Origin of the sequence: Natrinema pallidum DSM 3751 (assembly GCF_000337615.1) — an archaeon.
In the GTDB taxonomy this organism is placed as follows: Archaea; Halobacteriota; Halobacteria; order Halobacteriales; family Natrialbaceae; genus Natrinema; species Natrinema pallidum.
This window is the reverse complement of the sequence record NZ_AOII01000026.1, coordinates 79,294-105,661: the sequence shown is the minus strand read 5'-3', so window position 1 is coordinate 105,661 and position 26,368 is coordinate 79,294. Positions and strand designations below refer to the sequence as shown.

Below are 26,368 nucleotides of genomic sequence, written 5' to 3'. Positions count from 1 at the left end.
GCGTTTCGAAACTTAAATCGACGGGACGACGACTCCGCCGTCGCTCGACGGCGGAAGCACATCCCCGTGCGTTTTTGTTCCGACACGCATAGCAAACGAACGATGTACGATCTGGTCCACCGCTATGCCCCCGCGAGTCCCGCGGGCCGGACCCTCGTCGCGATCAGCGCCTCGGTGATCGGGGTCCCGGCGCTGGTGCTCGGACTCCTCGGAGTGGCCGGCAACACCGCTGCGGGACTCCTGTTCCTTCTGATGAGCGTCGTAACCCTGACCGTCGCCGGCCAGTTGACGCGCGGTGTCGTTCGACAGGCCGCCTCCGCGGGCCCCGAGGCGAGCCCACACGAGACCGGGATGCCGGACGAGTCCGACGAACGCCCGGTCGAAACCCTGCGGCGACGGTACGCAGCGGGTGAAATCAGCGACGACGAGTTCGAACGCCGACTCGACCGACTGCTCGAGACCGAACGGCAATCGCGATCGGCGGACGAGCGGGAGCGCCTGGTCGAGTGACTCGGTTCCCGCTGGCCCGTCTCGAGACGCCACCGGGTCCGCCACAACAACTGCTAAACCGCGGCGGCACACAGTGAGACGTGTATGCGATCGACGGCAGGGAACGCACAACTGGCGTTGCTCCTCGAGGTCGCGGCGACGCCCAAACCGGGGAACGTCGACCGCCATCGGGACCTCCCGGACCTGCGGTTCGCCCACTTCATGGCCGGCGCGGTGGGGGCCCGTGAGGGACTCGAGATGGCGGCCGACGGCGCGGCGGTCGGGCCGGCATTCGAGCGGGCCGTCGAGAAGATGGCCGCTCAACAGGGGGGAAACACGCAGTTCGGCGCGCTTCTGTTGCTCGTCCCGTTAGTGCGGGCCGCCCAGCAGGATCTCTCACGGCCCGTCGCCGAGTCCGTCACCCGGGGGACGACCGTCGACGACGCGGCATCGTTCTACCGCGCGTTCGAGCACGTCGACGTCGCCGTCGGCGACCCGCCAGACGACATGGCGGCCCTCGACGTGCGCCGCGGCGCGGACGCGGTCCCAGCCGTCGACGCCCGCGGGTTGACGCTTTTCGACGTGATGGACCGGAGCGTTCCCGGCGACGATGTCGCTCGCGAGTGGGTCCACGGGTTCGACCGCTCGTTCGCGGCGGCCGAGCGACTCGCCGCGGCCGACGGCCCGATATCGGATCGGACCGCGGCCGTCTTCCTCTCGCTGCTCGCCGAGCGACCCGATACGCTCGTCGCGACGCGTCACGACGAGGCGACTGCACGGGCGGTGACCGACCGCGCTGCGGCCTTACACGACGCGGACGCCCTCGAGACGGCCCCCGAAGCCGTCGACTCCTTCGCCGACGATCTCGTCGAGCGGGGGATCAACCCGGGAACGACGGCCGACGTTACCGCAGCCGGGCTGTTCATTGCGCTCGAGCGCGAGGCGGTCGACGTATGATCGACGAGCGAGAGGCCATGACCGACGACGCAGTGACCGGTCGCGAGGACGACCGGGCGGACCTCACGGAGTGGCCGGTCGACCTCTCGGGGGTCACCGAGTCGATCGTGACCACGCTGGGGCCCAACGGGCTGTGGAACGCCGCTGCGCTCGGCCTCCACGCCGGCGATCCCGTCACCGCCCGAACGTGGGGCAACACCCGCACCCGCCGGAACTTCCACCGACAGGGGACGGGCTACGTGCAGTTCGTCGACGACCCCGTCGACTTCGCCGAGGCCGCTCTCTCGATCGTCGAGCGCGAGGAACCGGTTCTGGCGTCCGCGACCGCCTGGGTGCACGTCGCCGTCGACCGGGTCGAGAGCGGTCGCGAGGGCGACACCGACTGGGAGGACTGGACGCTTCGCCCGCTCGAGGCGACGATCGAGCGAGAAACCGTGCCCACGATCGATCGCGGGTTCGGAGCCGTCGTCGAGGCGACCGTCGCCGCGTCGCGACTGTCCGTCTCGGGCTACGACGAGACCGAACTTCGGGACCGCCTCGCGTACTGTGCGTCGGTCGTCGACCGCGCCGGCGGGCCACGCGAACGCGAGGCCATCGAGCGCGTCCGCGAGCGGTCGTCGTGGTAACCCGGAACCGAAACGGCGGGCCGACGGATCGATATCTCGGAGCGCCAAAGAGAAAGGGATTAAGAGCCTCTAGACGGAACCACCCTACATGGCAATCAAACCGGCCTACGTCAAGAAGACCGGGAACCTCCTTCTGGAGCGGTACCCGGAGGCGTTCACGACCGATTTCGAGCAGAACAAAGAGAGCGTCACGAAGCTCACGAACGTCGAGTCCAAGGGCGTCCGCAACCGCATCGCGGGCTACGTAACGCGAAAGAAAGGCGCAGAAGTTCCCGCATAAGTCGATCTTTTCACCTCGAGCGAGTGACCCGACGGCAAGCGACCGCAGTCGATCGTCCGACTCGAGAGCCGGGGCTTCGCCGATAGAGCGGAGCGCTTCGCGGTCGAGCGCGCGCGGAGAACAGTCCGACTCGATACCTGCCTTACTGGTCGAAACCGGGTTCCATGTAGACCGCGGCGACGAACGCGACGGTCGCGATCCCGAATCCGAACAGGAGCCCGATCATGCCGGTCAGAATGCTCAGTTCCAGGCCGAGTACCGGGAGCATCCCGCCGTTGTAGCCCGTCCACGCGAAGGCGACGCCCAGCAGCGCCGCGACGGCCGCGATGGCCGCCGCACCGATACTAAAGCGGGTGTCGAACAGTCCTCGGTCGCTGGTGTTCGCGGTCGAACTCGTCATCGGGACCACCTCCCGTCGGCGGCCTCGAGTCGATCCTGTCGATAATGCATCGGTCGACAACTGGCGCTCCCGTTTCTTAATATCTTCTATCCGTTCACAGCGCTCGCGACGACCGGCTACCGGTCGCACGCGGGCCCGACGCCGGCCAAGTGATTCCGACCATTGACACGCGCTACCGTAAACCCAAACGGTTTTGCGGACACGACTCGGAGTGGCGAAAAATGGCAGTACGAGTAGGCGTACTCGGTGCAACCGGTGCCGTTGGACAGCGACTCATTCAACTACTCGATCCTCACTCGGACTTCGAGATCGCGACGCTCACAGCCAGCGAGGCAAGTGCCGGCAAGACGTATCGACAGGCCGCGAAGTGGCGCGTCGACAGCCCGATTCCCGATGCCGTCGCCGATATGACCGTGACGGCGACCGATCCCGACGCGGTCCCGAACGACGTCGACATGCTGTTCTCGTCGCTCCCCTCGAGCATCGGCGCGGATGTCGAACCCGGCTTCTGTGAGGCGGGGTACGTCGTCTCGTCGAATTCCTCGAACGGGCGTATGGACGACGACATCCCGCTCGTGATTCCGGAAGTCAACCCCGACCACCTCGACCTGCTCGAGGTCCAGCGCGACGAGCGCGGCTGGGACGGCGCGATGGTCAAGAACCCCAACTGCTCGACGATCACCTTCGTTCCCACGCTCGCGGCGCTCACGGAATACGGCCTCGAGAAGGTCCACGTCTCGACGCTCCAGGCTGTTTCCGGCGCGGGCTACGACGGGGTGAGTTCGATGGAGATCATCGACAACGCCGTCCCCTACATCGGCGGCGAGGAGGACAAACTCGAGACCGAGTCGCGGAAACTGCTCGGCGAGTTCGACGGGGCCGAACTCATGCACAACGGTATGGACGTGGCGGCCTCCTGTAACCGCATCCCGACCATCGACGGCCACCTCGAGAACGTCTGGGTCGAGACCGAGGAGGACCTGACCGCGGACGCGGCCGCCGAGGCCATGCGGGAGTACCCGTCGCTGGACCTGCGTTCCTCGCCGGACCCGCTCATCCACGTCTTCGAGGAACCCGACCGTCCGCAGCCCCGGATGGACCGTACCCTCGGCGACGGGATGGCCATCGCCGCCGGCGGCCTTCAGGAATCGCCCTTCGGCTTGCAGTACAACTGTCTGGCTCACAATACGATCCGCGGTGCCGCCGGTGCGAGCGTGCTCAACGGCGAACTGCTGCTCGAGAACGGATACATCTAATCGCGCGAAGCCGTCCCGTGGTCGACGGACGGTCGGCGTCACCGTTCGATCGCCGTCATTTGCCACGGCTCTCGAACCGCTCTCCGGTCGCAGTGCTCCCTCAAAACTGTCGCTCGGCCGTGCTGTGACGGGGTCGGGAGAGTGCGATAATATAAGCCCCAGCGCCACGTAATGAGAGCGTACGCCCCGCATGGTCCTGATCGTCGAGTTCGAAATCGCGACGCCGATCCTCCGGCGAACGGTCGACGACGTCGCGAAGATCGACGTCGATGAGATCTACCAGTCCGAAACGGGGGCGACGAAACTCATCTGCTGGGTCTACGGCGACGACCTCGGGCATCTCGAGGCGGCGCTGGCCGCGGACGATACCGTACGGACCGCCTCGCTGCTCGAGGAGCAAGACGACTGTCGTCTCTACAGCGTCACGCTCTCCGAGCGTGGCGAGGCCCACCTGACGTATCCCACGGCAGCGGAGTACGATATCGGCTACCACGAGATCACGGTCACGAAGGATACGAAGATCCGGGCCCGCGTTCCCACGCGAGCATCGCTGTTCGCGTATCGCGACGCCTGTCGGGAGAAGGGCATCCCGTTTCGGATTCAGCGAATCTTTCGGGAATCGGACCCCTCCGGCGATCGGTACGGAATCACCGACAGGCAGCGAGAGGCGTTGCAGGTCGCCCTCGAGGAGGGCTATTTCGACGTGCCGCGGGAGACGACGTTATCGGCGATCGCCGAGAAACTCGAGATTTCGGACCAAGCCCTGTCCGCGCGCCTTCGACGGGGACAGGCCAATCTCCTCCGCAATACGATGGGTGAACGGTCCCCCATTTAACGGGTTGGCCATTCAATCGTGTTCGCTTCCCGTCTCCGACTGGTATCCGGAGTATGGAAACCGAACCGTCGACCGTCGAATCTCGCCCGCACGACGGGGACAGGACGTATCAGTTCGAACCGGAGACCCCACTCAGCGAAACGGTCATCGCCGCGGTCGCGGCGGAATCGGGGTTAGACGAACTCGAAATCGCCGACGAGTTCGGGCCGCTCTACGACGCGGTCGATCCGACCGCGTTGGATTCGCTGTTTCGGTCGACGCCGCGGACGGACCGGTCCGTCGGGTCCGTTACGTTCGCGTACGCCACCTATCGAATCACGGTCGACCAGACGGGACAGGTGTTGCTCGAGGACCGGGACTAATCGTTCTTTGAACGAGCGATCGGACCTATTCCTCAGGACCGTCGGAAGCGACTGATCGACGAGCGAAGGGTGGCGGTACGTCGCCGCTTAGTCGTCGGTTCGTGGCAACGCGACCACCGGGACCGATGCTTCCGTCACTAACCGTCGCGCCACGTCGCCGGTGAGTAGTTCCACGAACCGGCTCCCGCCGCGGGGCTCGAAGACGACGGCGTCGACGTCACGTTCGGTTGCCGCCTCGAAGATCGTTTCGACCACGTCGGTTCCGAAGAGGATTGCCGTCTCGACCGCGCCGGCTCGCTCCTCGAGCGGCCCGCGAGCGCGCTCGAAGACCGTCCGTGCATACTCCTCGCGCTGTTCGACCGAGGCTTTGTCGGGCGCACCCCCTGCTTTCTCGATCACGTTGACGACGATCACCCGACTCGACGGGGAGAGATGCGGTGCGAGCGCCGCCGCGGTCCGTTCCCCGTCTTCGGGATCGGCCACGGGAACGAGCACTGTCCCGTCGAAGGTCAGCGACACGGGACACCTCCCGCGTTCTCCGCTTGCGCGGCGTCTTTCGTGCGACTGTCGACGACTGCTGTGAGCTTCATACACCTGGTTCGTCACAGGGGGGCAAAAAAGTAGAGTCGATCGACGGCTCGCGCGGCGGTCGTCCGGGATCGTCCGCGGCCGCAGTTCCGTCAGGGGAGGACTACGTTTTCGAGGGCCGCATCGGGTCCGGATTCGTCGAATCGACGGCGGTTTTCCGCGACGATGTCGGCCAGTCGATCGTAGTACGCCGGCGTGTGGCCCGCGTTGTGTGGCGTGATCTGCACGTTTTCGAAGGTCCACAGCGGATGGTCCTCGGGCAGCGGTTCGGGATCGGTTACGTCCAGTGATGCGCCCCGAATCCGGTTCGAGCGCAGCGCCGCGACGAGCGCGTCGGTGTCGACGACCGGCCCGCGGGCGATGTTGACGAGCACCGACTCGGGGTCCATCGTGATGAACGCCTCGCGATCGATCAGACCGCGCGTCGTTTCCGTGAGCGGACAGGCGAGGACGAGGTAGTCCGTCCGTGCGAGTGCGTCGTCGAACGCCGCGTCCTCGAAGCCGATCACCTCGTCCGTCGGCCCACCCTTCGCCGGGGTATAGCGCACGCCGATCGTGTCGACGCCGAACGGCTCGAGGCGCGTACAGACCGACTGCCCGATCGCGCCGAGGCCGACGATGGTTACCGTCGACCCCTGCAGTTCCGTGGCCTTGTAGTGGCGCCACTCGCGGCGACGTTGGCGGCGCTCGCCGACGTGAAACCGCCTGGTGAAGTGGAGGATCGCACCCACGACGTGCTCGCCGATGTTCGGTCCGTGAACACCCGAGGCGTTCGTCACCGTGACGCCCCGATCCTCGAGGTCCGCGAGCGGCAGGTGGCCGGTCCCCGCGTAGGCACACGCGAAGACGTCGAGGGAATCGGCGGCCGCGAGCAGTTCCTCCTCGAGCGTCATGCCGGTGACGAAGCGTACGTTTTCGATCGCCTCGCGCTCCTCGGCCGGCGTTCTCGCCAGGTCGACGGTGTGGTCCGGCAGCCGATCGCGGATCGCGTCGGCGTACTGTTCGATCGGCGTTCCGTGGGTGCCCGTTCGCAGGACGAGCACGTCCGGCGCATCGTCGCTCATGTCACAGTCCTCGACCGATGCCGGCAAAAGCGTTCGTCTCGCGGCACCGCTTGGGTCCCAACGCCGTCGAACCGATCCGGACTGCGACGCACGCTCCGTTCACGCTGGCACCGCGTCCCGCCACGACCACCCGCCGAAGCGGTTCGCCGTTGACGCCCGCGCCGTCCCGGTCTCGCCGGCCGTTATCGGCTCGTCTCGCAGCCCAGTCGTCGCTCCACCGCGTCGCGAACCCGCTCGAGCACGACGGGAGTGTCGCTCGGGCGACCGACGCTGACCGCGTCCGCGCCGTAGCCGACGTACTCGCGGACGGTCTCGTCGTCGCGGACGCCGTTGTTGGCGATCACGAACAGGTCGGTGGCGTCGGCGATGGCGGCGACGACCGATTCGGTATCCATCGCGTCGACGTGGACGAAGGCCGCTCCCGCCGTCTCGAGGCGACGGGCCAGTGCCGGCAGGTCGACGCCCGGGACCTCCGCGCGGACCTTCACGCCGACGGTCGCACCGGTTTCGGCCGCCCGCGCCACGTAGCCAGCGAGTCGCTCGCCGTCCCGCAGGAGCGTCTCGCCACAGCCGACGTCGCGGAGTTCGGCCTGTCGGCAGTGGGCGTTGATCTCGAGGTACGCGTCCCGATCGCGACAGACGCGAGCGGCGTCGACGACGGGGTCGACGGTCGCACTTCGGACGTTGACCCCCGGTTGGATCGGCGTCCCGGCGAGCGACTCGAGTTCGCGGGCGACGAAGGCCAGCGGATCATCGGGCAGGAACTCGGTGCGATCGCGAGCGACGAGTTCGCGGGCGGCCGCGCGGGAATCCGCGTCGATGGCGATGCCGCCGAGGAACGCCGCCCCGGCGTATTCGGCACCGGCCCGTGCCCAGTCGGCGTCTGCCTCGCCGCTGAGGCTCGCGAGCGCGAGCGGCGGCGTAAACGACACTGTCGATGCCATTTCAACTCACGTGTCCGATCGCATCGTCGATCGCGCGGATCACGCGCGCGGCGTCCGCGCTGGAGTCGATCGCGATGTCCGTCCGAACCGTCGGCCGGTCGAAATCGGCGTCGTCGCCGTCGTCGATCACGAACGCGTCCGCGAACGGGTAGGCGGTCGCCAGCCCTTCGGTGCTCGGCTCCGCGTTGACGGCCTCCATGAGGTCGCCAGCGGGCCCGGAGAACGCGTCGTCGCCGAGGAACGGTGAGACGGCGACGACGGTCGTCTGGGCGAGCGCGTCCGCGACGCCCGGGAGCGCGAGCATCGGTCCGATACTGGTGACCGGGTTCGACGGGCCGATGACGACGGTATCCTCGAGCGCCTCGAGGACGCCCGGAGCGGGGTCGGCCTGCGAGGAGCCGCGGAACTCGACGGTGTCGACGGCCGGGTCGCCCCGATGGGCGACCCAGTACTCCTGGAAGTGCATGACTCCCTCGTCGGTGTGGACGAGGCTTGCCACGGGATCGTCGCTCATCGGGAGGAGATCGATCGTCAGTCCGAAGGCGTCGGCGAGTCGCTCGGTCGCCTCGCTCAACGTCTTCCCCTCGTCGATGAGGCTCGTCCGCGTGATGTGGACGGCCCGGTCGCGATCACCGATGGTCATGAATTCGGCAACGCCCGAAAAGCGACGCCAGTTCGCGAGCGTCCGGCCCTCGGTCTGCCTGTCGTCGGGGAGATACTGCGGCCCCTCGGGCAGCCCCGCGGCCGATGCGATATCGGAAAGCGCCGAGTTGGTCCGCTGCGTATCGCCCTCGATACCCCACCACGTCTCTCGGTCGAGGATTCCACCACCCTGAAACAGCAGCGTATCGACGTCCGGCGAGACCAAGAGCCCGCCGATCTCGATGTCGTCGCCCGTGTTGACGACGACCGTGGTCTCCTCCGGCGAGAACGCGGCGGCAGCGCCGTCCAATAGCTTCGGCGTTCCAGTGCCACCGGAGAGGAAAGTTACCATACCTACACCTCTCGAGCGAGGCTACTTAATCGCTTATGGCCGGCGTTCGGGACCCGGAAATATCGTCCCGAACCGCTTCGTCGAACGACGACCGGCGGCCAGGGTGGCGGTTCAATGCAGTAGACCGGGGGGATCGCGCGGTTACTCGACGACGATCGTTCCGGTCATGAAGCGCTCGTGGGGGATGCAGACGTACTCGTGTTCGCCCGTCGTCTCGAACGTGTGGACGTACGATTGGCCCGACTGGACCGCGCCTTTGCCGTTCTCCCATCCCTCGCGAGCACCGTCTTCGCTGTCGAACCCGCCCGACGTCCAGTAGGCCGCGTCGCTCGGGATCCGATCTTCGAAGGCCGTCACCGTGTGCGGTTCGCCGGCCGCGTGTTTCCAGGCGACGGTCTCGCCCTGCTTGACGGTGAGCGTCTCCGGAGCGTACGCGGTCGCCTGCATCTCGACGACGTGGTCGGCGTCGTCGGGGACGCCCTCGACGACGTTCGGTCCGCCCTGGAGGTCCGGCGCTGATTCGGTCTCGTCGGCAGTGTCAGCCGACCCGTCGACCGGCGCTGCGTCGGCCGCGCCGGCGACCGCGAACTGCGCCCGCAACGCCGCCGTCGCGAACGCTTCGGCGGCCTCGTCGACGTCCATCTCCGTCTCGTGGGCGGCGTCGCTCTCGGCGTCGCTCGCCTCGAGCGCGGCGGTGTACTCCTCGAGCGCCGCCTCGAATCCCTCGTAGGCCTCCCGGTCGGCTTCCTCGAGGAGTTCGTGAGCCTGCGCACTCTCGAACGTCTCGTACACGTCATCCATGAGTGACGCGGCGGCGGCACCGAACGAGCCGCCGGCGGCCGCGACGACGGAATAGGTCGCCGCGACCGCGTGCTCGTTGAACGCCCGGGCCGTGGCTCCGACAGCCGCATCGTTCCCGGCGGCGGTCTGCGCGTCGCCGAGCGCGCCCTCGAACGATTCGTACCGGTCGTGATCGGCGTCTTCGAGTGCCTCGTGGAACCCGCCCGCACCGTTTTCGAAGTACTCGAACGTCTCCCCGACGACGGTTTCGGCTCGGTCGGACGCGCCGAGGGCGTCCAGAACGCCGGCGTCGAACACCCGCGCGGTCATGTACCCGCTTTCGACGGCGCTGACCTGTGCGGTCGAGCCGACGGTCGTCTCGAACTCGAGGAGGGTCTCGCGGATCCCCGTCGCGTGTTCGTCGACGGCCGCGTCGTCGCCGTTCTCGCAGGCCTCGATGAGGCCTTGCAGGTGCTCCTCTTCGAAGGTCTCGTAGAGCGATTCGTCAGTCTCCTCGAGCGTTTCGTGGAAGTCGGCTTCGTTGGCCTCGAACGTCTCGAACAGCCCGCGGACGAGTTCGGCGGCGGCCGCGTTCTCGCCGAGCCGATACCGTTCCACCGCGTCTTCGGTTCGAGCTTTGAAGAAGCCAGCCTCGATCAGTGCGGCCTCGCTGCCGGTCCCCAGGGCCTCGATCCCGGTCACCAGCCCGTCGTCGACCGCATCGACGGCGGTGTCGACGCCCGCCGAATCGTCGTTCTCGATCGCCGTCGCGAGTGCGTCCAGACCGTCCTCCTCGAATCGGTGGTAGGCGTCCTCGCTCGCCTCCTCGAGTGCCTCGTGTGCGCGAGCGCCCTCGAAGTGTTCGAACGCGTTCTCGACGACCCGCGCGGCTGCATCGTGCTTCCCGTGCTCGAAGAGCCAGGCCGCGTCGTGGGCCCGCGCCCGATACACGGTCAGGGCAGCGGCGTGAGCGAACGCCGTCGACGGCCCGCCCAGCCCCGCGAGCGCCGCAGCGTCCCAGCCTCGTGCCTGATAGGCGGCGATCTGTCCGGCACCCGCTGCCGACTCGGACGGTGCCAGGGCGTAGCCGCCGTCGATAGCCGCCGCGAGCGCATCGCTCGCGCTCGAGCGGACGCCCTCTACGTCCTCGTCGCCCGCGGCCGTGGCGACGCTCTCCATGGCGTGTTCGAATCGCTCGTAAACGTCGCCGTCGGCTTCCCCGATCGCGTCGTGGACGGCCGCCCCCTCGAACCGTTCGAACGCGTCGTTCGCGACGGTTTCGGCGGCGTCGAAGGCACCGGCCGAGGCGAGCATGACACTATCGGCGACCGTCGTCCCGAACGCCTGCAGATCGAACGCCTGGGCCGTCGGCTCGCCAACGAGGGTCTGCTGGGCCCCGCGGAGTTGCTCGTCCGCGATACCGGTTTCCTCCCGGCCGCGTGCGATGTCGTTCCGCTCCAGCCCCTCCGTCCGGAGTTCGACGAGCGCCTCCTCGAACGCCTCGTAGCGTGACTCGTCGGTTTCCTCGAGCATTTCGTGGGCGTTGTACTCGCCGCTGGCGTGCTCAAAGCGATCGAACGTCCGGCTGGCGATAGCAGCGCCGGCACCGGTCTCACCGGCCTCCCCCGCGGCGAGCGCGTCCCACAGCCGCGCTCGCATCGCGTTCCACTCGGCGGCGACGGCCGTCTTGGCCGGCTCCGCGACCGTCGATCCCTCGTCGGACTCCGGAGATGTCCCGTCTTCCCCCGAGTCCGATTTGGGGTCTTTTTCCTCGGTCGTCTCGGAACACCCGGCGAGTCCGAGACTCGCGATTGCAGCGCCGCTCCCCTTCAGCCACGCGCGTCGTGTCTGTCGCATGGTTTTAGGCTCGCCTAAATATATAAATGCGTTCCGATTTTGGATGGCCTAAAACGGTGCCTCACGGCGTCGCTCGCGCTGCTGTGCTGTGATCGCAGCCCCGTCGGTCCTGAATCCGGTTCGAACGACCGGCCTCCGATCGGAGCGTGGGCCAGTTTGCAGGCGTGCGGCGCGATCCGGATTCCCTCGAGCCGTCCCGTGATCTCCCCGGTTCCGGGCACCCCTCGATGCAACATTATATAATCATTGATGATGGTATCCATATCCGCGAGCGAGGCCTACGACTACCGAGGACCGATGGCAGTAACGACCACACCCGTAGACGACGGTGCAATGGACGGACTCGACGAGGAACTTCGCGGCGAGTTGTTCCGGCCCGGTGATCCGAACTACGACGAGAGGCGAACAATCTGGAACGGCATGATCGACAGGCGGCCGGCGCTCATCGTTCGAGCGACGGGTGTATCGGACGTGATCGCAACGGTGGACTTCGCCCGCGAGCAGAACGTACTGCTCGCAGTTCGCGGCGGCGGACACAACATCGCCGGCAATGCCGTCTGCGATGGCGGCGTGATGCTCGATCTCTCGGCGATGCGGTCGGTTCGGGTCGATCCGGCGGAACGGACGGCTCGCGTCGAGCCGGGCGCAACCCTCGGTGATTTCGACCACGAGGCGCAAGCGTTCGGACTGGCGACGCCGACCGGAATCAATTCGACGACCGGCGTCGCGGGGCTCACGCTCGGCGGCGGGTTTGGCTGGCTGACTCGCAGGTACGGAATGACGGTGGATAACCTGCGCTCCGTCGATATCGTCACCGCGGACGGCGAACTGCGTCACGCAAGCGAGGCGGAAAACTCGGACCTCTTCTGGGGGATTCGAGGCGGGGGCGGTAACTTCGGCGTGGTCACCTCGTTCGAGTTCGATCTCCACGAGGTCGGCCCCGAAATCCTCTCCGGACCGATCGTCTACGCGGGCGACGATGCGCGGGAGGTCATCCGACACGTTCGGGACTTCAACGAGGACGCACCGGTCGAGTACGCAGCCGATCTCCCGTCGCCACTGTCCGAGATCGTCTTCGGGCAACTCGGCGGCGAGATGGCACGCGTCCCGTCGGACGCGATGGCCTACCCCCACCGGGACGCCGCGTACGCGATGAACGTCTACACGCGCTGGGAGGACCCCGCGATGGACGACGAGTGCATCGCCTGGTCCCGAACGTTCTTCGACGCGATGGCTCCGTACGCGACCGGCGGCGTCTACGTGAACTTCATCAGCGAGAACGAGGGCGAGGAAACCCTCGCTTACGGGCGGAACGGGGACCGGCTGGCCGAGGTCAAGGCCACGTACGATCCGGAGAACCTGTTTCGGCTGAGCCAGAACGTCGAACCCGCCCGATAACTCTTTTTTCGAGCCGCTACTCGCCGATCCAGTCCGCGAAGCTCCCCTCGAGCAGCGTCTCCGACTGCCGGCTGACGTATGCGCGTTGCATCGTTGCGATCGCCTCGTCGAAGTCTGCTCCGTCATCGAGAGCGGACCGAACCTGCTCGCGCTTCCAGCCGGCTGGCGTGACTGCCTGCCGGACGCGCCGCCGGAGCGGGTAGAGATACTTCGCGGCGTCTTCCTCGCTCAGACCGCGGTTGGTCAGCCCGTCCTCGGCGTGAGCCAGCAGGTCCTCGTAGAGCGCGAGGCGATCGGCCGTCTGCTTGCCGTCGTTGGTGATCCAGGTCAGGTCGGCCTCGAGACCGTCGACCATCGCGGCGTAGAAGTTTCCGCGAGCGAGCTGCCAGTCGAGTTCGATGACGGGGTGCTCGAGTCGGGTCAGACTCTCCATCAGGCCGGCGAAGGCGGCGAGGAAGGCGATCGAATCGCGAACCGTGGGCTGGGCAGGAATCGGCCGGAACTCGATGCGGGCGTTCGCAGCCGATCTGGTCGGGCCGCCGAAGACCGGTCGGACCCACCGCCAATACGTGCCGTGTTTGCGGCTGAAGTGGGGGAACTGATCGTCGAAGCGCTCGCCGGGCTCGATCGGCATCGGGACGATAGTGTCGTCATCGGCGACCCGGTCGATCGCTTCGTCGACCGTCTCCAGGTCGTGTGGGAAGCGGACCTTGCCGTCTCCCGTTGTGGGATCGTTGAGGACGGTCTCGAAGATGCTGATCCGGTGTTCCATCCAGGCGTCCCGGAGGATGTCGTCAGCGGTGGCGTCGTCGTCGTAGAGGTCGACGGGGAAAAACGGGGAGTTGACCCCGAGCGCGAGCAGCGGGCCGGCGACCCGGAGCGCGTAATTGAAGTACTCGGGGAGATCGGGGGCGTGAGCGACCTGATAGTGGGGCTGAATCGACGTAATGAGGCTCTCGGGCATGACGGTATCGCCCTGCACGGAGACGTTCGGGGCCTCGATGCGCATTCCCGCGGCGTCGGCCTGCTCGGTGTTGGCCATCGCGTGATACCGCGCGGAGTCGCTCATGTTCGTCGCGATGCGGATCGCCCGTTCGGTCCCGTCCGGAGCGGTCGCCGTCCGCTCGACGCTGTCGGTGAGGTAGGTCCCCGCCGCCTCGCCTTCAGGGGGGAGCGTCCAGAGCGCGTCGCTGACTAACCGCATTCGCTCGGACTTCGTCACGTCCAGTGCCGTCTGTAACCGGGCTTTGACCTCCGACTCCTGGGCGGCCAGTCCGGGGGCGTTCAGCGGCTGCGGGCTGGTCGTCATCTCCGCGTTGTGCAGGCCCAGTTCCTTCTCGAAACCGATCAACTCGAGCAGTCGACGCGGGACCCGCCGCAGCGCACAGTCGTCGGCCTTGACCGCGTAGAACTCGTACTCGAGGCCGACGATCGCCTGCGGATTGTCGAAGACCCCCTCCTCGACGGCGTCTTTGATGACCGCCGCGTCCGCCTGGGCCCGCTCCCGGAAGTCGGCGGCGTCGACCGCCAGCACGTCCGCGACCCGTGCGGCGAGTTCCTCCTCTGGCATACCACCGAGTGTGTGGCCGATTGTCTTTAAAGCACGTCTCTCGAGGGGACGGTAGCGGTCCGTCTCAGAACCGTTTTACTCCCGGCGGCGATACACGTCCCCGATGGAGTTCGCCACGTTCGCCGACCGCGCCGCGACGATCGATGCCGAACCCGCAGACCTCGAGATCGTCGCCCACGTCAGGGACCTGCTCGCGGCGGCCGAGGGAGAGATCGAGGTCGTCACGCGGTTCGTTCAGGGGCGGGTGTTCCCCGCCTGGGATTCGACGACGCTCGATATCGGTCCGAGCGCGTGTTACGAGGCGATCGCCCGCGCGGCGGGGCGAAACGTCAGCAGCGACGACATCGAAGAACGACTCGCCGAGATGGGCGAGATCGGCGACGTGGCGGCCAGCTACGAGTTCGGCGGCCAGCAGGGCCTCGGTGCGTTCACGGACGGCGACGGCGGCACCGGTGACGATCTCACCGTCCGTGAGGTCGCCAACACCCTCGCGGAACTGGCCGCCGCCGAGGGGTCGGGCAGCCACGACCGGAAGGTCGACCTCCTCTTTGGCCTGTTCAATCGCGCCTCGAGCGAGGAGGCGCGCTATCTCGCTCGGCTCGTCCTCTCGGAGATGCGCATCGGCGTCGGCGAGGGGACGGTCCGAGACGCCATCGCCGCGGCCTTCGAGGTCCCCGAGGACCGCGTCGAACGCGCCCTACAGGTGTCGAACGACTACGGACGGGTCGCCCGAATCGCACGAGACGAGGGCGTTGTGGGGCTCGACGCCATGGACCTCGCGGTCGGCCGCCCCGTTCAGGCGATGCTCGCCCAAGCCGGGACCGTGACCGACGCGCTCGAGGAGTGGGGGACGGCCGCGGTCGAGTGGAAGTACGACGGGGCGCGGATCCAGTTGCACCACGACCCCGCGGGCATGGACGACGGCGATGGCTCGACGGTCGAGACCCGCGTCTTCTCGCGGAACATGGAGGACGTCACCGATGCCCTCCCCGAAGTCGTCGAGTTCGCCGCGGAAACCCTCGATGCCCCCGCAATCCTCGACGGCGAGGTCGTCGCCGTCGACGACGACGGCTCGCCGCTGCCGTTCCAGGAAGTCCTCAAGCGGTTCCGCCGGAAACACGACGTCGCGAAGGCCCGCGAGGACGTCTCGGTGCGCCCGGTCTTCTTCGACTGCCTGCACGCCGGCGGCGAGGACCTGCTCGAGGACCCGCTGACGACCCGCCACGACGGGCTCCGGTCGGTGCTGGCCGATTCCGGTACCGATGGCGATGCGGGCGACGCGGTCGCGGACGAGGACATCGAGGGTCTCTCCCTGCTCTGGACCACCGACGACCCCGACGAGATCGAGTCGATCGACGCCGACGCGCTCGAGGCCGGCCACGAGGGGATCATGCTCAAGGACCCCGGGTCGACATATTCGCCGGGGCGACGGGGGAAACACTGGCGCAAGCGCAAGCCGGACGTGGAAACGATCGACTGCGTCGTCACCGGTGCCGAGTGGGGCGAGGGCCGACGGGCGACCTTCCTCGGGACCTTCGAACTCGCCGTGCGCACGGGCGACGATTTCGAGACCGTCGGCAAGGTCGCGACCGGGATCACCGACGAGAAACTCGCGGAACTGACCGACCTGCTCGAGCCACACATTGCCGCCGAGAACGGACAGGAAGTCGACCTCGAGCCGGAAGTCGTCTTCGAGGTCGGCTACGAGGAGATCCAGTCCTCGCCGACCTACTCCTCGGGCTACGCGCTGCGGTTCCCGCGGTTTCAGGGCGTGCGATACGACAAGGACCCCGAGGGCGCGGACTCGCTCGAGCGCTTACAGCGCCTGCAGGCGTGACGAGTCGGGGTGGAATCGACGTATCGCCCTCGTTCTCGGACCGAGTCGACGAGTCACGGCGACCCAACTGGGACGGATATATAGAAGAACTAGTTATTTTTATGCTGTCATACGCGGACCGGTGACCTATGCCCTCCAGACGAACGTTTCTGAGTACTATCGGTGCTGTGTCAGGCGGTCTCGGAGCCGGCTGTCTATCGTCTCTCCGTGCTGTCAGTGGATACGTGCAACTGAAGTCGATCGAGGGGTGGTACGCTGCGGCTGACGGCGGGGGAAACGATCCCATCATGTCCGTCCAGCTGAGTTCCCCGCCGGGTGGCGAACCGGAGCTGGGATATCTCGACCCCGAGTGGGAGGACCGCTTCGACACGCCCCGAGAACCGGTCGTTTCCGACGACTTACACGACGACTTCGATCGAACCTACGACACCATCGTCTACACGGTCGGCGTTTGTAGCGAGGAATGGATCGACGGACGGGACGACGACGACGGGGAGGGATGTCATAACGATTCGGTGTCTCGAGAGGAGTTCAACATGGTTCAGGTCCACGATCAGGCGAGCGCGTCGTTCGAGGATCACGATCTCTCCATTCACTCGCGGGAAGGGACGTGGGCGTTCGAATCGGAGTGACCGACGACTCAGCCGGAATGTAGCGTTCGCTGACGTATTCGCGGCGCACCTGTCTGTGAGTTCCACGCTCTCCGCGCACTCCCGAACTGAGCCATCGCCGAGCGGGCGTGTCGTCGGCGGGGCCGCGGGATTCGGACCCGAGCGTTCCGGACCGTGACGATCACCGACGATCCCCCGCGTCGAAGACAGGTAAGCACCCTTAAGACCCACGACCGACAGGATTCCCGTATGCAACCGCGCGACCTGTCCGATCACGTCGCTTACGAGGCGGGTCGAGGCATCGAGGAGGTCGCCCGCGAACTCGACCGGGACCCCTCCGAGTTCATCAAACTCGCCTCGAACGAGAACCCGCACGGACCCTCGCCGGCCGCGGCCGTCGCCATCCGGGAGACGGCCTCGAGCGTGAGTTCGTACCCCAAAGCCGCCCACGCCGATCTCACGACCGCCGTCGCCGGCCGCTGGAACGTCACCGACGACCAGGTCTGGCTGGCAAACGGCGGCGACGGGGCCATAGACTACCTCCACCGGACGACGCTGGACCCGGACGACGCCGTCCTCGTTCCCACGCCCGGCTTCGCCTACTACGGAATGAGTTCCCGCTTTCACCACGGCGACGTTCGGGAGTACGAACTCTCGAAGGCCGACGACTTCACGCAGGAGGCCGACGCGGTCCTCGAGGCCTACGACGGCGAGCGCGTGATCTGGGTCACGAGCCCGCACAACCCGACGGGCTCGACGATGCCCCTCGCGGAAATCGAACGTCTCGCCGACGAGACCGACGAGGAAACCCTGATCGCAGTCGACGAGGCCTACGGCGAGTTCGCCGACGGCGAAAGTGCCATCGCGCTGCTGGACGGCTGGGACGAGTTCGAGGCCCGCGACGATGTCGCGGTCCTCCGGACGTTCTCGAAAGCCTACGGATTGGCCGGCGTTCGGCTGGGCTACGCCGTCGTGCCCGACGAGTGGGCCGACGCCTACGCCCGCGTGAACACGCCCTTCGCGGCGAGCGAACTCGCCTGCCGGGCCGGGCTTGCGGCCATCGACGACGAGGAACACGTCGTCCGGTCCGTCGAAACCACCCGCGAATCCCGCGCATACATGCGCGACCACATCGACGCACACGTCTGGGAGAGCCAGGGCAACTTCGTCCTCGTCGACGTCGGCGATGCCTCGGCCGTCGCCGCCGAAATGCAGGAACGCGGCGTCATCGTTCGTGACTGCTCGAGTTTCGGGCTGCCGGGCTGTGTCCGTATCACCTGCGGAACCGAGGACGAAACGGAGCGGGCCGTCGAGACGCTCAACGACGTGCTCGACGACCTCGACGTCGAGCCGGAGTCGGCGGGCGAGCCCGAGAACCCGGATGCGGAGGTGGCCGATCCATGAGGATCGCCGTCACCGGGACGCCGGGTACCGGGAAGACGACCGCGACGGAACTGCTCGAGTCCCGGCTGGCCGCTGCGGGGACGGATGCCGGCGACGAGTCGCCACCCGAACTCGAGGTGATCCACCTCAACCGGGTGCTCGAGGACGAGGGACTCTACACCGAGGTCGATGCCGACCGCGAGAGCAAGATCGCGGATCTCGACGCACTGACCGAGTGGCTCGAAGGGCGTGACGGGATCGTGATCGAATCCCACCTCGCCCACCACTTCGATGCCGACCGGATCGTCGTCCTCCGGTGTCACCCCGAGACGCTCGAGCAACGCTTGCTCGAGCGCGGTGAAACCGAGGCGAAGGCGGCCGAAAACGCCGAGAGCGAGGCGCTCGACGTGATCCTCTCGGCAGCCGTCGAGGAACACGGCCTCGAGTCCGTCTACGAGATCGACACGACCGACCGCGCTCCCGCAGCGGTCGCGGACGAACTGACGGCGGTCGCGACGGGCGAGCGCGACCCGAGCGCCGGCGAGGTCGACTATATGGAGTATCTGACATGACCCTCGATAGGTTCCGCCCGTACGTCTCGCGGTTCCTCGACCCGTTCGTCAGGGGGTTCGATCGCGTCGGCATGACGCCCAACGGGGTGAGCGTCGTCGCGTTCGGGATGGCGATCCTGGCGGCCGGCGCGTTCGCCCTCGGCGGACTCGAGGAGCCGATCTGGTACGCCGTGGCGGCGGTACTGGTCTTCCTGAACGGCTGGCTGGATATCGTCGACGGCGCGCTCGCGCGCGAGCAGGAGGTCGCCTCGGCCGGCGGCGACCTGCTGGATCACGTCCTCGACCGATACGCGGATATCGTCGTCATCGCCGGGCTGGCCGCGGGCATCGAGGACTACCTGCTTGGCTTCGCGGCCGTGACCGGCGTCGTGATGACCTCGTATCTGGGCACGCAAGCCCAGGCGGTCGGTCTCGATCGGGTCTACGGCGGCCTCGTCGGTCGAGCGGACAGGTTGGCGATCATCGGTCTCGCCGGCTTCCTCGCGTACCCGCTGGCGGACGCGACGCTCGCCGGGTTCTCGCTGGTCGGCTGGCTGCTTGTCTTCCTCGCGGTCGTCGGCCACCTGACGGCGCTCCAGCGCTTTTATTACTCCTGGATCGCCCTCGAGTAGGCCCGTTTCGACCCGGCCTCCGGGTGATTCGACAGCGTGGAGCCGCGCCGCATGCTTTATCCCTCACCGCGATATAGAGTCCGACATGGTTCAGTGCGAGATGTGTGGGGCCGAGACGTCGTCCCCGAACACCATCAAAGTCGAGGGCGCGAAGCTAGACGTGTGTTCGAACTGCACGGACTTCGGCACTGAAGTCAAAGACACGTCGAGTTCGAGCGGCTCGACGAAGTACTCGACCGGGTCGAGTTCGTCCTCGTCGAGCGGGGGCGGCCAGTCGAGTGGCTCGAGTCGGAGTTCCTCCAGTTCGGGCGGCTCGAGCCAGCGCCGCTCGGACATGTTCGACGACATGGACGAACTCGCGACCGATTACGACGACCGCGTCCGCAACGCACGCGAGGACGCGGGGCTCAGCCAGTCCGATCTCGCGAACGAACTCAACGAGAAGGCCAGCCTGATCCGCAAGATCGAGCGCGGTGATACGCTGCCGAGCGACGAGGTACAGACCGAACTCGAGGACTTCCTCGAGATCAGCCTGAGCGCACAGGGGAGTTCCGGCGAGGACTCGGAGTGGTCCGGCGGCTCCTCGACGGGGAGTTACACCCTGGGCGACGTCGTCAAACGCAAGGACTGACTGCGACGGCCGTCTCCGTCCTCGATACCGCCGCCGACTCGCAAACTATTTCTTTCGGGCGGGTGCGGTTGCCGATATGTTCGTCCTCGTTAATCTGAAGACGTATCCGTGTGACCCGGTCGACGTCGCGGAGGCCGTTCGCGACGTCAACGATGCAACTGACGCTCGTCTAGCCGTCGCACCGCAGGCGGCCCACATCGAGCGCGTCGCCGAAACGGGCGTGGAGACGTGGGCGCAGCACGTCGACGCGATCGAACACGGAAGCAACACCGGTCACACGCTCGCCGAGAGCGTCGCCGACGCCGGCGCGGTCGGCACGCTGATCAATCACTCCGAGCGGCGGCTGAAGCTGGCCGACATCGACGGTGCCGTCCGCGCCGCCGAGCGGGCGGACCTCGAGACGGTCGTCTGTGCGAACAACCCGGCCCAGATCGGCGCGGCCGCCGCGCTGGGACCGGACGCCGTCGCCGTCGAACCGCCCGCGCTCATCGGTACCGGGACGCCGGTCAGTCAGGCAGATCCCGACGTCGTCGAGGACGCTGTCGAGGCGGCGGCGAACGTCGACTCCACGGTATCGGTCCTCTGTGGTGCGGGCATCAGTACGGGCGACGACGTCGTCGCGGCGGGCGACCTGGGTGCCGAAGGCGTCCTGCTCGCCAGCGGGGTCGCGAAGGCCGACGATCCGCACTCCGCGCTCGAGGACCTCGTCGAACCGCTCTGAAGCAGGCACCGACGCCGACCGCGTCTCGAAGACGCGGCCCGTCGACCGACTTTTCTCGATCCCCGCCGAAGGGTGCGTATGACTGATCAGGGAAGCGATCCCGGCGTCGGCGACGAGTCCGCGGCGGGGGCACGACCCGTGGCCGTCACGCTCGAGAATCGGCTGATGAGCCACGGGCTCTATCTGACCGCCTTTCGGTGGCTGGACGAGCACGAACCACCCGGAGCAGACGGAGCCGGGATCGAACTCGAGTACGAGGCCGTCTCCGACGCGCCCGCCGTTACGAGCGACGAAGTCGGGGCCGTCCTGCGGACGCTCCTGACGATCGGCGATGAGCGGGAGTGGACGCCGGGCCGTCTCGAGGTCACGTCGCTGACGACCGACGGGGATGTCCGCGGCTGGTGGTACGTCGAACGCGAGTGGTTCGACCGACTCGGCGACGAACTCTCTCAACTCGAGTTCTCCCAGCGCGTGCTAAGCACCGTTAGAAATCGACAGAACTTGTGAGGTCGTCAGCCGATGTACCCGGTAGTGTTCAGATACACTGATTCCATGCGAAGGCGAACGCTTGGAGCCAATTTTTGACGGTATCTGCTTCGGCATGACTGAAATAGTTTGAGAATTGGTCAGTTCGACGCTTTAGTTCTGAAAGACACGTTCAACACTGTTCCGATTCCCGTGTTTTTCGTCTCTGTAATCGAGACTGTATTGATGGAGTGCCGCTTGCAGCCACGGTGCAGAACCGACGAGAGTAGTTGGATAGCGGTGCTGTTTCGTTAAGCGTGAAAAGTGAGGCGGTACGATTTTGTGGTGCTCTATGCCAAAAATCGACCGCCACAGCGGGTATAGCGACTGGATCGATTTGAGTTTTGTGGAGCGAGAACGGACACCGCGTCGGCTGATGGAGCTCGGTATTCGACTCCATCTTGCTGGTCTCTCGCTTTCGAATACCGTTCGGGAATTGGAGAAGTTTGGTGTCAAACGCAGTCGCAAGGCCGTCCACGATTGGGTTCACAAGTGCGATCTACAGCCAGCAGATGACGCAAAGCCGAATCACGTCGCGCTTGACGAAACCGTGATTCAACTTGATCAACACCGCTATTGGCTGTACACTGCTGTTGATCCGGAGACGAACAAAATCCTCCATATACGGCTGTATTCGACGACTACAACCGCGTTGACAGAACGGTTCCTGCAGGAACTCACTGAGAAACATGACCTCGACGATGCCATGTTTCTCGTCGATGGAGCACAACACCTTCAGACTGCACTCCGTCGATCTGGGCTCCGATTTCGATACGAAAAACATGGAAATCGGAACGCTGCTGAACGTGTCTTTCGTGATATAAAACGTCGCACCTCTTCGTTCTCAAACTGCTTCAGTCACGCAAAACCATCAACAGCAGAATCGTGGCTCCAAGCCTTTGCCGTCTGGCACAATGCTACAAACTAAACACGACCGCGTTGGCCCCGCAAAGGTTTAACTCCGCTCGAGGCCTCGTCCTGTACGAGTAGACACATGAGTTCCGACGACACCGACGAGGGCCCGATCGACGGCGCGGACGATCGAGACGAATCGCTCGAGGCACCGGACGAGTTCGTCGACCACGACGGGGACGCTGGCGGTCGCAGCCCGCCCGTCGAGGAACTCGACCAGCGGATCGTCGACCTGCTTTCGTGGATCCTGGACACGGAGACCCGCGCGAAGATCTACGTGTACCTGTTGGCCACCCCCGGAAGCACCTCCGAGGAGGTCGCGAAGGGAACCGGCCTCTATCCGAGCACCGTCCGTGAGGCGCTCGCGGAACTCCACGAGGAAGAGCGGGTCACCCGAGAGAAGCGGGCCAACGAGGGGGCCGGGAACAACCCCTACGAGTACACGGCGATCCAGCCAAGCGACCTCGTCGGTGGCGTCGTCGATCAGGTCCAGCAGGAACTGAACACCATTTTCACGCTCGACCGGGTCCTCGACCGCGAGGCTGAGCGCGAGCCACGAACCGGACTCGAGAACGACATCGAACCCGTCACGATCACCGTCGACGACACGGCTCCGACGGCGGACACCGACGCCGACTCGAACGCCGACGACGCCGATGTCATCGAGTTCGATGACGACACGCGGCTCGAGTCCGCCGACGAGGCGGACGGCGACAGGGCCGAAAGCGACGGCTCGGACGCGCAGACGGACGACGAGTAACAGTAACGCCGCGGCCGTCAGCCCCCTCTCGTCACTCCTCGAGCTCGAGGACGTCGTGTCGCTCGAGTTCCAGTTCGTGCCCGACCGCGTCGACGGTCGTCGTCGGCCAGCGGTCCATCGACGTCAGCACCTCGATGCCCTCCTCGGTGACGAGCGCCGTATCCTCGCTTTTCGCGCCCTGTACCGTCGGATTCCATGCGTAGGCCATCGGTGCGTCGACCGGCGCATCGTGGCCTGGCGTGGCGATCCACTCCCGGCCCGCGAACCCGGCGGCACCGCCCTGATGGTGGCGCTCCCACTCGCCCTCGTAGCCGACCGCGTCGTATGCGTCCTGAATCGCGGCGAAAACGTCGCCGGCGGTGCCGGCGCGTTCGGCCCCGCTACCCCCGTTTGCGGCCGCCGCTTGCGTCGCGGCCAGTGCCGTTGTCTCGACGCGAGCCGCGGCCTCGTGGCGCGATGCCAGCCATGCGGGCGGATCGAAGGCGACGGTCCGGGTACAACTGGCGTGAAGGCCGGCCCGCTCGGCGGTCACGGAGACGAGCGCGTAATCGCCGAGTTCGGCCTCGGTGGGCGTATAGTGGCGATACTGCTGGACCCGTTCCGATCCGCCGACGAGCACGACCGGAGCCTCGATCCCTCGAGCGGAGAGCGCGATCCGCAGCGCCGAGGCGGCCTCGTGTTCGGTATCGCCGGATTGCAGTTCCCGACAGACGGACTCGACGGCGGCCGCCGTCTGCGCGCCGAGTTCGCGATACCGCTCGCGGTCGCGTTCGGTCAACGGCTGGCGCAACGGCGTCGGATCGACGGACTCGAAGCCGGGGATGTCGATATCGGCCGCGGCTCGTTCGTCGGTCCCGACGAACTCGGCGACGGCGTCGGCCAGCGATGACGCGTGCCACGGGAACCGCTCCACGGAAACCGCGTCCGCTTCGAGGTCGGGAAGTTCCTCCGCGACGATGCGGTCGGCTTCGATGGTGTCCGTCACCAGGGTCAGGCCGTCGCCGTCGTACCCGACCGCCGCGACTCCACTCTCGCTCTCGCGGTCGATGACGCTGTTTCCACCGGTGAGCCACGCAAACGAGTTCGGCCGGGCGAACCAGACCGAATCGAGGTCGTGGGACTCGAGGTAGGCCTCGAGTCGCGCGCGTTTGTCCATGTCAGATGCTGGCGAGGGTGGACCTTGAAAGCGGCGAACGCCGAGCAGGCGATCGGCGTGACTATCGAATATCGACAGTCGCTCGGGGTCGAGTCGCGACCGTACGCTGTCCCTACTCGCGCTCGGTTCGACCCTGTCCGCCGCCGGGTGGCCGAATCAGCATCTCTCACGCACGTCATCGTTTCCGTCGTTTCCGAGCGTGAGGGGCTGCCCTCGGTCGTCTACCGGCCGTCTAGCGGTTCGTTAGCGGGATCGCACGGCACTGTCGCCGTGGGCTGGGTGGCTCTCGAGGTCGGGTGGCCGCGGCTTCCACGAGACGGGGACGGTCGGCGGCTCCTGGACGACCCGTTTCGATGCCGATATAACAGGTAAATTCGCCCGTTGCCGTGGAACGACAGCTGTAGGCGAAAGTGAACGTTGGACGCGGAAACGATACCCCGATACTTAGCGTCGATTCGTGGAAGGTCGGGGCGGGTAGTACTCATCCGATGACTGATCACAATTCGAACCGCTTCGACCTCGGTCGGCGACCGGTCCTCGGTGGCCTCGCCGGAGCAGTAGCGACTGGTGCGATCGGAACCGCGGCGGGCAGTAGCCAACAGCAGGACGGATCGACCGACGACACGGGACAGGACGACTCGGGGGGCGGACCGCCCGATGCAGTTTCCAACGAGTTCGAGAGCGACCTCGAGATCATCAATTACGCGCTCACCCTGGAGTACCTGGAAGCGGAGTTCTACACGCGTGGCATTCAGAACATCGACGACGCGGCCCTCGAGCAGCAGTTCGAGGGCTGGGGCCCGATTCAGGAGCGGGTCGCGGACCGACTCCGCGTCGTTCGGGATCACGAAATCACCCACGTGGGCGTCCTCGAGCAGTCGATCGAGACGCTGGGTGGCGACCCCATCGAGCGGCCGACGTTCGACTTCGGCACGGCCGTCCAGGAGCCGGCGGAGTTCATCGCCACCGCGGCCACGCTCGAGGATGTCGGCGTCTCGGCGTACGCGGGTGCAGCGCCGTTTCTCGAAATGGCCGAACTCGTTCCCCCGGCGCTCAGCATCCACAGCGTCGAGGCACGACACGCCTCGTACCTGCGGGAGTTGAACGGCGAGGTCGGGTTTCCGATGGCTTTCGACCAGCCCCGTTCCCGCTCGGAGGTACTCGAGCTAGCGGGCGATTTCATCGTCGAGTAGCCGACGGACCCGGTATGCGGTCTTTTTTGCATCGTCACTCGAGCGCCGATCACGGCCCCTCGTCGGCGACGGAGACGCAACTCCCACGGCACTGCATAACTCGGTCAACCTAAGTACGGCCCGTTCTAACCTCCGACAGAACGCCCGTGTCGTACGATAATCACGCGCCAAACTCGAGGTTTCGGTCGTTGATCGATCGGTTCGGTTTTCCACACCTGCTGAGCGCGACGCTCGTCCTCGTCGCGGCGACGATCCTGCTCGGTATCGCGGCGAAGGCGACGGGTTCAGGGTTGGCTTGCGAGGCCAACTGGCCCCAGTGCGACGCCGGACCGTACAACCTGTTGCCGGGGAGCCTGCCGAGTTTCTACGAGTGGTTCCACCGCTTCGTGGCGATGTTCGCCGGGTTCGCCATCATCGGCTCTGCGGTCGCGGCCTGGCGACTGCCCGACGTCGACCGGCGTATCGCTGGACTGGTCGCCCTCGGGATGGTGCTGACGCCGGTGCAGGTCGCACTCGGCCGGGAAACCGTCCAGCAGTACACGATAGATATCCTCTCGCTGCACTTCTGGACGGCGGTAACGATCTTTACGCTGTTCCTCGTCGCCACCGTCCTAGTCTGGGCACCGCGGCTGACGGGAACGCATGTCGTCGGCGCGCTCGCGCTCGGAACCGTGGCCCTACCCACACACGTCGTTCTCAGCCCTGTCGTCGGGTCCGAGATATCGACGTACTCCCCGACGATGCAGATGACACAGTACGGTGTGACGCTAACGTTGTTGGGTGCGGCCATCGTCGCGGCCATGGTCGGTCGCCGACGGTTTACCGGCCGCGCCCTCGCACCGCTGCTCGCGGCACCGCCGCTCGTAGTCGGCGTGCTCTTTTTCGGCCGCCAGGCGGTCAACCCGGCGCTCGAGGGGCCCTACCTCGCGACCGCGGCTGCGCTTCTCGTCACGTTCGTCGCCGGCATCGTGCTCACTCGCGGTGCCGACACCTCGAGCGGGATGACGGACGCGCGCTCGCGGTAGCGCGGGCGTTGGAGCCGCTCGGCGCGCAGCC

The 26,368-nt window shown here is 66.5% G+C and carries 28 protein-coding genes and 1 pseudogene; 20 read left to right on the top strand and 9 right to left on the bottom strand.

Going from position 1 to position 26,368, the window contains the following annotated elements; translation table 11 throughout:
• Positions 1 to 102: 102 nt before the first annotated feature.
• The 4 genes from C487_RS03475 (at position 103) to C487_RS03460 (ending at position 2,352) form a co-directional block, all read left to right on the top strand.
• Positions 103 to 510: an SHOCT domain-containing protein gene (locus tag C487_RS03475; RefSeq protein ID WP_006184286.1), complete on the top strand. Its 408-nt coding sequence runs from the start codon at positions 103 to 105 to the stop codon at positions 508 to 510.
• 84 nt (positions 511 to 594) lie between these two features.
• Entirely contained in the window at positions 595 to 1,446 is an 852-nt protein-coding gene (locus C487_RS03470; RefSeq protein WP_006184285.1) for a triphosphoribosyl-dephospho-CoA synthase, read from the top strand.
• Positions 1,443 to 2,072, top strand: coding sequence for a DUF447 domain-containing protein (locus C487_RS03465; protein ID WP_006184284.1), 630 nt, complete (start codon positions 1,443 to 1,445; stop codon positions 2,070 to 2,072). Before C487_RS03470 ends, C487_RS03465 begins: the two co-directional genes overlap by 4 nt.
• An 88-nt stretch (positions 2,073 to 2,160) precedes the next feature.
• Positions 2,161 to 2,352 (top strand): 30S ribosomal protein S17e, encoded by a 192-nt coding sequence (locus C487_RS03460; protein WP_006184283.1) that lies wholly within the window; start codon positions 2,161 to 2,163, stop codon positions 2,350 to 2,352.
• Positions 2,353 to 2,494: 142 nt separating this feature from the next.
• Here the strand turns inward: C487_RS03460 and C487_RS03455 are convergent, their stop codons facing one another.
• Positions 2,495 to 2,761: a hypothetical protein gene (locus C487_RS03455; RefSeq protein ID WP_006184282.1), complete on the bottom strand. Its 267-nt coding sequence runs from the start codon at positions 2,759 to 2,761 to the stop codon at positions 2,495 to 2,497.
• A 212-nt stretch (positions 2,762 to 2,973) separates the two neighbouring features.
• Here C487_RS03455 and asd point away from each other — a divergent pair, with 212 nt between their 5' ends.
• The 3 genes from asd (at position 2,974) to C487_RS03440 (ending at position 5,205) form a co-directional block, all read left to right on the top strand.
• Complete coding sequence (gene asd / locus C487_RS03450) at positions 2,974 to 4,008, top strand: aspartate-semialdehyde dehydrogenase (protein WP_006184281.1); 1,035 nt, start codon at positions 2,974 to 2,976, stop codon at positions 4,006 to 4,008.
• A 190-nt stretch (positions 4,009 to 4,198) separates the two neighbouring features.
• Positions 4,199 to 4,843: a helix-turn-helix domain-containing protein gene (locus C487_RS03445; protein WP_006184280.1), complete on the top strand. Its 645-nt coding sequence runs from the start codon at positions 4,199 to 4,201 to the stop codon at positions 4,841 to 4,843.
• A 53-nt stretch (positions 4,844 to 4,896) separates the two neighbouring features.
• Complete coding sequence (locus tag C487_RS03440) at positions 4,897 to 5,205, top strand: HalOD1 output domain-containing protein (protein WP_006184279.1); 309 nt, start codon at positions 4,897 to 4,899, stop codon at positions 5,203 to 5,205.
• 87 nt (positions 5,206 to 5,292) lie between these two features.
• On the opposite strand, the gene C487_RS03435 is transcribed toward C487_RS03440, so the two are convergent.
• The 5 genes from C487_RS03435 to C487_RS03415 form a co-directional block, all read right to left on the bottom strand.
• On the bottom strand, positions 5,293 to 5,724 hold the full coding sequence (locus tag C487_RS03435; RefSeq protein ID WP_006184278.1) for a universal stress protein: 432 nt from the start codon (positions 5,722 to 5,724) through the stop codon (positions 5,293 to 5,295).
• A 161-nt stretch (positions 5,725 to 5,885) separates the two neighbouring features.
• A complete protein-coding gene (locus C487_RS03430) occupies positions 5,886 to 6,857 on the bottom strand; it encodes a D-2-hydroxyacid dehydrogenase (RefSeq protein WP_006184277.1) in 972 nt (323 codons plus the stop codon).
• A gap of 182 nt (positions 6,858 to 7,039) precedes the next feature.
• Positions 7,040 to 7,801, bottom strand: coding sequence for a beta/alpha barrel domain-containing protein (locus tag C487_RS03425; protein WP_006184276.1), 762 nt, complete (start codon positions 7,799 to 7,801; stop codon positions 7,040 to 7,042).
• Position 7,802: 1 nt separating this feature from the next.
• The gene (cofD, locus tag C487_RS03420; RefSeq protein ID WP_006184275.1) at positions 7,803 to 8,795 is read right to left on the bottom strand and encodes a 2-phospho-L-lactate transferase; all 993 of its coding nucleotides are present in this window, start codon (positions 8,793 to 8,795) and stop codon (positions 7,803 to 7,805) included.
• 141 nt (positions 8,796 to 8,936) lie between these two features.
• Positions 8,937 to 11,432, bottom strand: coding sequence for a DUF5059 domain-containing protein (locus C487_RS03415; RefSeq protein ID WP_006184274.1), 2,496 nt, complete (start codon positions 11,430 to 11,432; stop codon positions 8,937 to 8,939).
• Between the two features lie 297 nt (positions 11,433 to 11,729).
• On the opposite strand from C487_RS03415, the gene C487_RS03410 reads away from it, so the two are divergent.
• Positions 11,730 to 12,830, top strand: a complete 1,101-nt coding sequence (locus C487_RS03410; protein ID WP_049907861.1) for an FAD-binding oxidoreductase — start codon at positions 11,730 to 11,732, stop codon at positions 12,828 to 12,830.
• Positions 12,831 to 12,846: 16 nt separating this feature from the next.
• Here C487_RS03410 and C487_RS03405 read toward each other — a convergent pair whose 3' ends face one another.
• Positions 12,847 to 14,400 carry a hypothetical protein gene (locus C487_RS03405; RefSeq protein WP_006184272.1) on the bottom strand — a complete coding sequence of 518 codons (1,554 nt, stop codon included), beginning with the start codon at positions 14,398 to 14,400 and terminating at the stop codon, positions 12,847 to 12,849.
• 103 nt (positions 14,401 to 14,503) lie between these two features.
• Between C487_RS03405 and ligA the strand changes: the two genes are divergently transcribed.
• The 8 genes from ligA to C487_RS03360 all read left to right on the top strand — a co-directional run bounded on the left by ligA (position 14,504) and on the right by C487_RS03360 (position 21,273).
• On the top strand, positions 14,504 to 16,237 hold the full coding sequence (ligA, locus tag C487_RS03400; RefSeq protein WP_006184271.1) for an ATP-dependent DNA ligase LigA: 1,734 nt from the start codon (positions 14,504 to 14,506) through the stop codon (positions 16,235 to 16,237).
• Between the two features lie 224 nt (positions 16,238 to 16,461).
• Positions 16,462 to 16,869 (top strand): hypothetical protein, encoded by a 408-nt coding sequence (locus C487_RS03395; RefSeq protein WP_006184270.1) that lies wholly within the window; start codon positions 16,462 to 16,464, stop codon positions 16,867 to 16,869.
• A 228-nt stretch (positions 16,870 to 17,097) separates the two neighbouring features.
• Positions 17,098 to 18,252, top strand: a complete 1,155-nt coding sequence (gene hisC, locus C487_RS03390) for a histidinol-phosphate transaminase (protein ID WP_006184269.1) — start codon at positions 17,098 to 17,100, stop codon at positions 18,250 to 18,252.
• Positions 18,249 to 18,803: an adenylate kinase family protein gene (locus C487_RS03385; protein ID WP_006184268.1), complete on the top strand. Its 555-nt coding sequence runs from the start codon at positions 18,249 to 18,251 to the stop codon at positions 18,801 to 18,803. The genes hisC and C487_RS03385 overlap by 4 nt, the downstream gene beginning before the upstream one ends.
• The gene (locus C487_RS03380; RefSeq protein ID WP_006184267.1) at positions 18,800 to 19,414 is read left to right on the top strand and encodes a CDP-alcohol phosphatidyltransferase family protein; all 615 of its coding nucleotides are present in this window, start codon (positions 18,800 to 18,802) and stop codon (positions 19,412 to 19,414) included. Before C487_RS03385 ends, C487_RS03380 begins: the two co-directional genes overlap by 4 nt.
• Positions 19,415 to 19,499: 85 nt before the next feature.
• Complete coding sequence (locus C487_RS19240) at positions 19,500 to 20,045, top strand: multiprotein bridging factor aMBF1 (RefSeq protein ID WP_083864476.1); 546 nt, start codon at positions 19,500 to 19,502, stop codon at positions 20,043 to 20,045.
• A gap of 76 nt (positions 20,046 to 20,121) precedes the next feature.
• Positions 20,122 to 20,766, top strand: coding sequence for a triose-phosphate isomerase (gene tpiA, locus C487_RS03365; RefSeq protein ID WP_006184264.1), 645 nt, complete (start codon positions 20,122 to 20,124; stop codon positions 20,764 to 20,766).
• A gap of 78 nt (positions 20,767 to 20,844) precedes the next feature.
• Entirely contained in the window at positions 20,845 to 21,273 is a 429-nt protein-coding gene (locus C487_RS03360) for a hypothetical protein (protein ID WP_006184263.1), read from the top strand.
• 28 nt (positions 21,274 to 21,301) lie between these two features.
• On the opposite strand, the pseudogene C487_RS21400 reads toward C487_RS03360, so the two are convergent.
• Positions 21,302 to 21,477 (bottom strand): annotated as a pseudogene (locus tag C487_RS21400) (IS6 family transposase); the annotation flags it as partial.
• A gap of 106 nt (positions 21,478 to 21,583) precedes the next feature.
• Between C487_RS21400 and C487_RS19230 the strand changes: the two are divergent.
• Together C487_RS19230 and C487_RS03350 are read left to right on the top strand one after the other, a co-directional pair.
• Positions 21,584 to 22,219 (top strand): IS6 family transposase, encoded by a 636-nt coding sequence (locus tag C487_RS19230; protein WP_006184262.1) that lies wholly within the window; start codon positions 21,584 to 21,586, stop codon positions 22,217 to 22,219.
• A gap of 66 nt (positions 22,220 to 22,285) precedes the next feature.
• Positions 22,286 to 22,963 carry a helix-turn-helix domain-containing protein gene (locus C487_RS03350; RefSeq protein WP_006184261.1) on the top strand — a complete coding sequence of 226 codons (678 nt, stop codon included), beginning with the start codon at positions 22,286 to 22,288 and terminating at the stop codon, positions 22,961 to 22,963.
• A gap of 31 nt (positions 22,964 to 22,994) precedes the next feature.
• Here the strand turns inward: C487_RS03350 and C487_RS03345 are convergent, their stop codons facing one another.
• Complete coding sequence (locus tag C487_RS03345; protein ID WP_006184260.1) at positions 22,995 to 24,119, bottom strand: M24 family metallopeptidase; 1,125 nt, start codon at positions 24,117 to 24,119, stop codon at positions 22,995 to 22,997.
• A 488-nt stretch (positions 24,120 to 24,607) separates the two neighbouring features.
• Here C487_RS03345 and C487_RS03340 point away from each other — a divergent pair, with 488 nt between their 5' ends.
• Both C487_RS03340 and C487_RS03335 read left to right on the top strand, forming a co-directional pair.
• A complete protein-coding gene (locus C487_RS03340) occupies positions 24,608 to 25,312 on the top strand; it encodes a ferritin-like domain-containing protein (RefSeq protein WP_006184259.1) in 705 nt (234 codons plus the stop codon).
• Positions 25,313 to 25,458: 146 nt separating this feature from the next.
• Positions 25,459 to 26,337 (top strand): COX15/CtaA family protein, encoded by an 879-nt coding sequence (locus C487_RS03335; protein WP_049907855.1) that lies wholly within the window; start codon positions 25,459 to 25,461, stop codon positions 26,335 to 26,337.
• The last annotated feature ends 31 nt before the right edge of the window (positions 26,338 to 26,368 follow it).

Bases quoted from the DNA above. Each gene is read 5' to 3' on its own strand.
- C487_RS03475 (WP_006184286.1), top strand. From the start codon at position 103: ATGTACGATCTGGTCCACCGCTATGCCCCCGCGAGTCCCGCGGGCCGG.
- C487_RS03340 (WP_006184259.1), top strand. From the start codon at position 24,608: ATGACTGATCACAATTCGAACCGCTTCGACCTCGGTCGGCGACCGGTC.
- C487_RS03430 (WP_006184277.1), bottom strand. From the start codon at position 6,857: ATGAGCGACGATGCGCCGGACGTGCTCGTCCTGCGAACGGGCACCCAC.
- C487_RS03445 (WP_006184280.1), top strand. From the start codon at position 4,199: ATGGTCCTGATCGTCGAGTTCGAAATCGCGACGCCGATCCTCCGGCGA.
- C487_RS03350 (WP_006184261.1), top strand. From the start codon at position 22,286: ATGAGTTCCGACGACACCGACGAGGGCCCGATCGACGGCGCGGACGAT.
- hisC (WP_006184269.1), top strand. From the start codon at position 17,098: ATGCAACCGCGCGACCTGTCCGATCACGTCGCTTACGAGGCGGGTCGA.
- C487_RS19240 (WP_083864476.1), top strand. From the start codon at position 19,500: ATGGTTCAGTGCGAGATGTGTGGGGCCGAGACGTCGTCCCCGAACACC.
- C487_RS03460 (WP_006184283.1), top strand. From the start codon at position 2,161: ATGGCAATCAAACCGGCCTACGTCAAGAAGACCGGGAACCTCCTTCTG.
- C487_RS03410 (WP_049907861.1), top strand. From the start codon at position 11,730: ATGGCAGTAACGACCACACCCGTAGACGACGGTGCAATGGACGGACTC.
- C487_RS03380 (WP_006184267.1), top strand. From the start codon at position 18,800: ATGACCCTCGATAGGTTCCGCCCGTACGTCTCGCGGTTCCTCGACCCG.
- C487_RS03425 (WP_006184276.1), bottom strand. From the start codon at position 7,801: ATGGCATCGACAGTGTCGTTTACGCCGCCGCTCGCGCTCGCGAGCCTC.
- cofD (WP_006184275.1), bottom strand. From the start codon at position 8,795: ATGGTAACTTTCCTCTCCGGTGGCACTGGAACGCCGAAGCTATTGGAC.
- C487_RS03415 (WP_006184274.1), bottom strand. From the start codon at position 11,432: ATGCGACAGACACGACGCGCGTGGCTGAAGGGGAGCGGCGCTGCAATC.
- C487_RS03345 (WP_006184260.1), bottom strand. From the start codon at position 24,119: ATGGACAAACGCGCGCGACTCGAGGCCTACCTCGAGTCCCACGACCTC.
- C487_RS03405 (WP_006184272.1), bottom strand. From the start codon at position 14,400: ATGCCAGAGGAGGAACTCGCCGCACGGGTCGCGGACGTGCTGGCGGTC.
- C487_RS03385 (WP_006184268.1), top strand. From the start codon at position 18,249: ATGAGGATCGCCGTCACCGGGACGCCGGGTACCGGGAAGACGACCGCG.
- ligA (WP_006184271.1), top strand. From the start codon at position 14,504: ATGGAGTTCGCCACGTTCGCCGACCGCGCCGCGACGATCGATGCCGAA.
- C487_RS03360 (WP_006184263.1), top strand. From the start codon at position 20,845: ATGACTGATCAGGGAAGCGATCCCGGCGTCGGCGACGAGTCCGCGGCG.
- C487_RS03465 (WP_006184284.1), top strand. From the start codon at position 1,443: ATGATCGACGAGCGAGAGGCCATGACCGACGACGCAGTGACCGGTCGC.
- tpiA (WP_006184264.1), top strand. From the start codon at position 20,122: ATGTTCGTCCTCGTTAATCTGAAGACGTATCCGTGTGACCCGGTCGAC.
- C487_RS03470 (WP_006184285.1), top strand. From the start codon at position 595: ATGCGATCGACGGCAGGGAACGCACAACTGGCGTTGCTCCTCGAGGTC.
- asd (WP_006184281.1), top strand. From the start codon at position 2,974: ATGGCAGTACGAGTAGGCGTACTCGGTGCAACCGGTGCCGTTGGACAG.
- C487_RS19230 (WP_006184262.1), top strand. From the start codon at position 21,584: ATGCCAAAAATCGACCGCCACAGCGGGTATAGCGACTGGATCGATTTG.
- C487_RS03440 (WP_006184279.1), top strand. From the start codon at position 4,897: ATGGAAACCGAACCGTCGACCGTCGAATCTCGCCCGCACGACGGGGAC.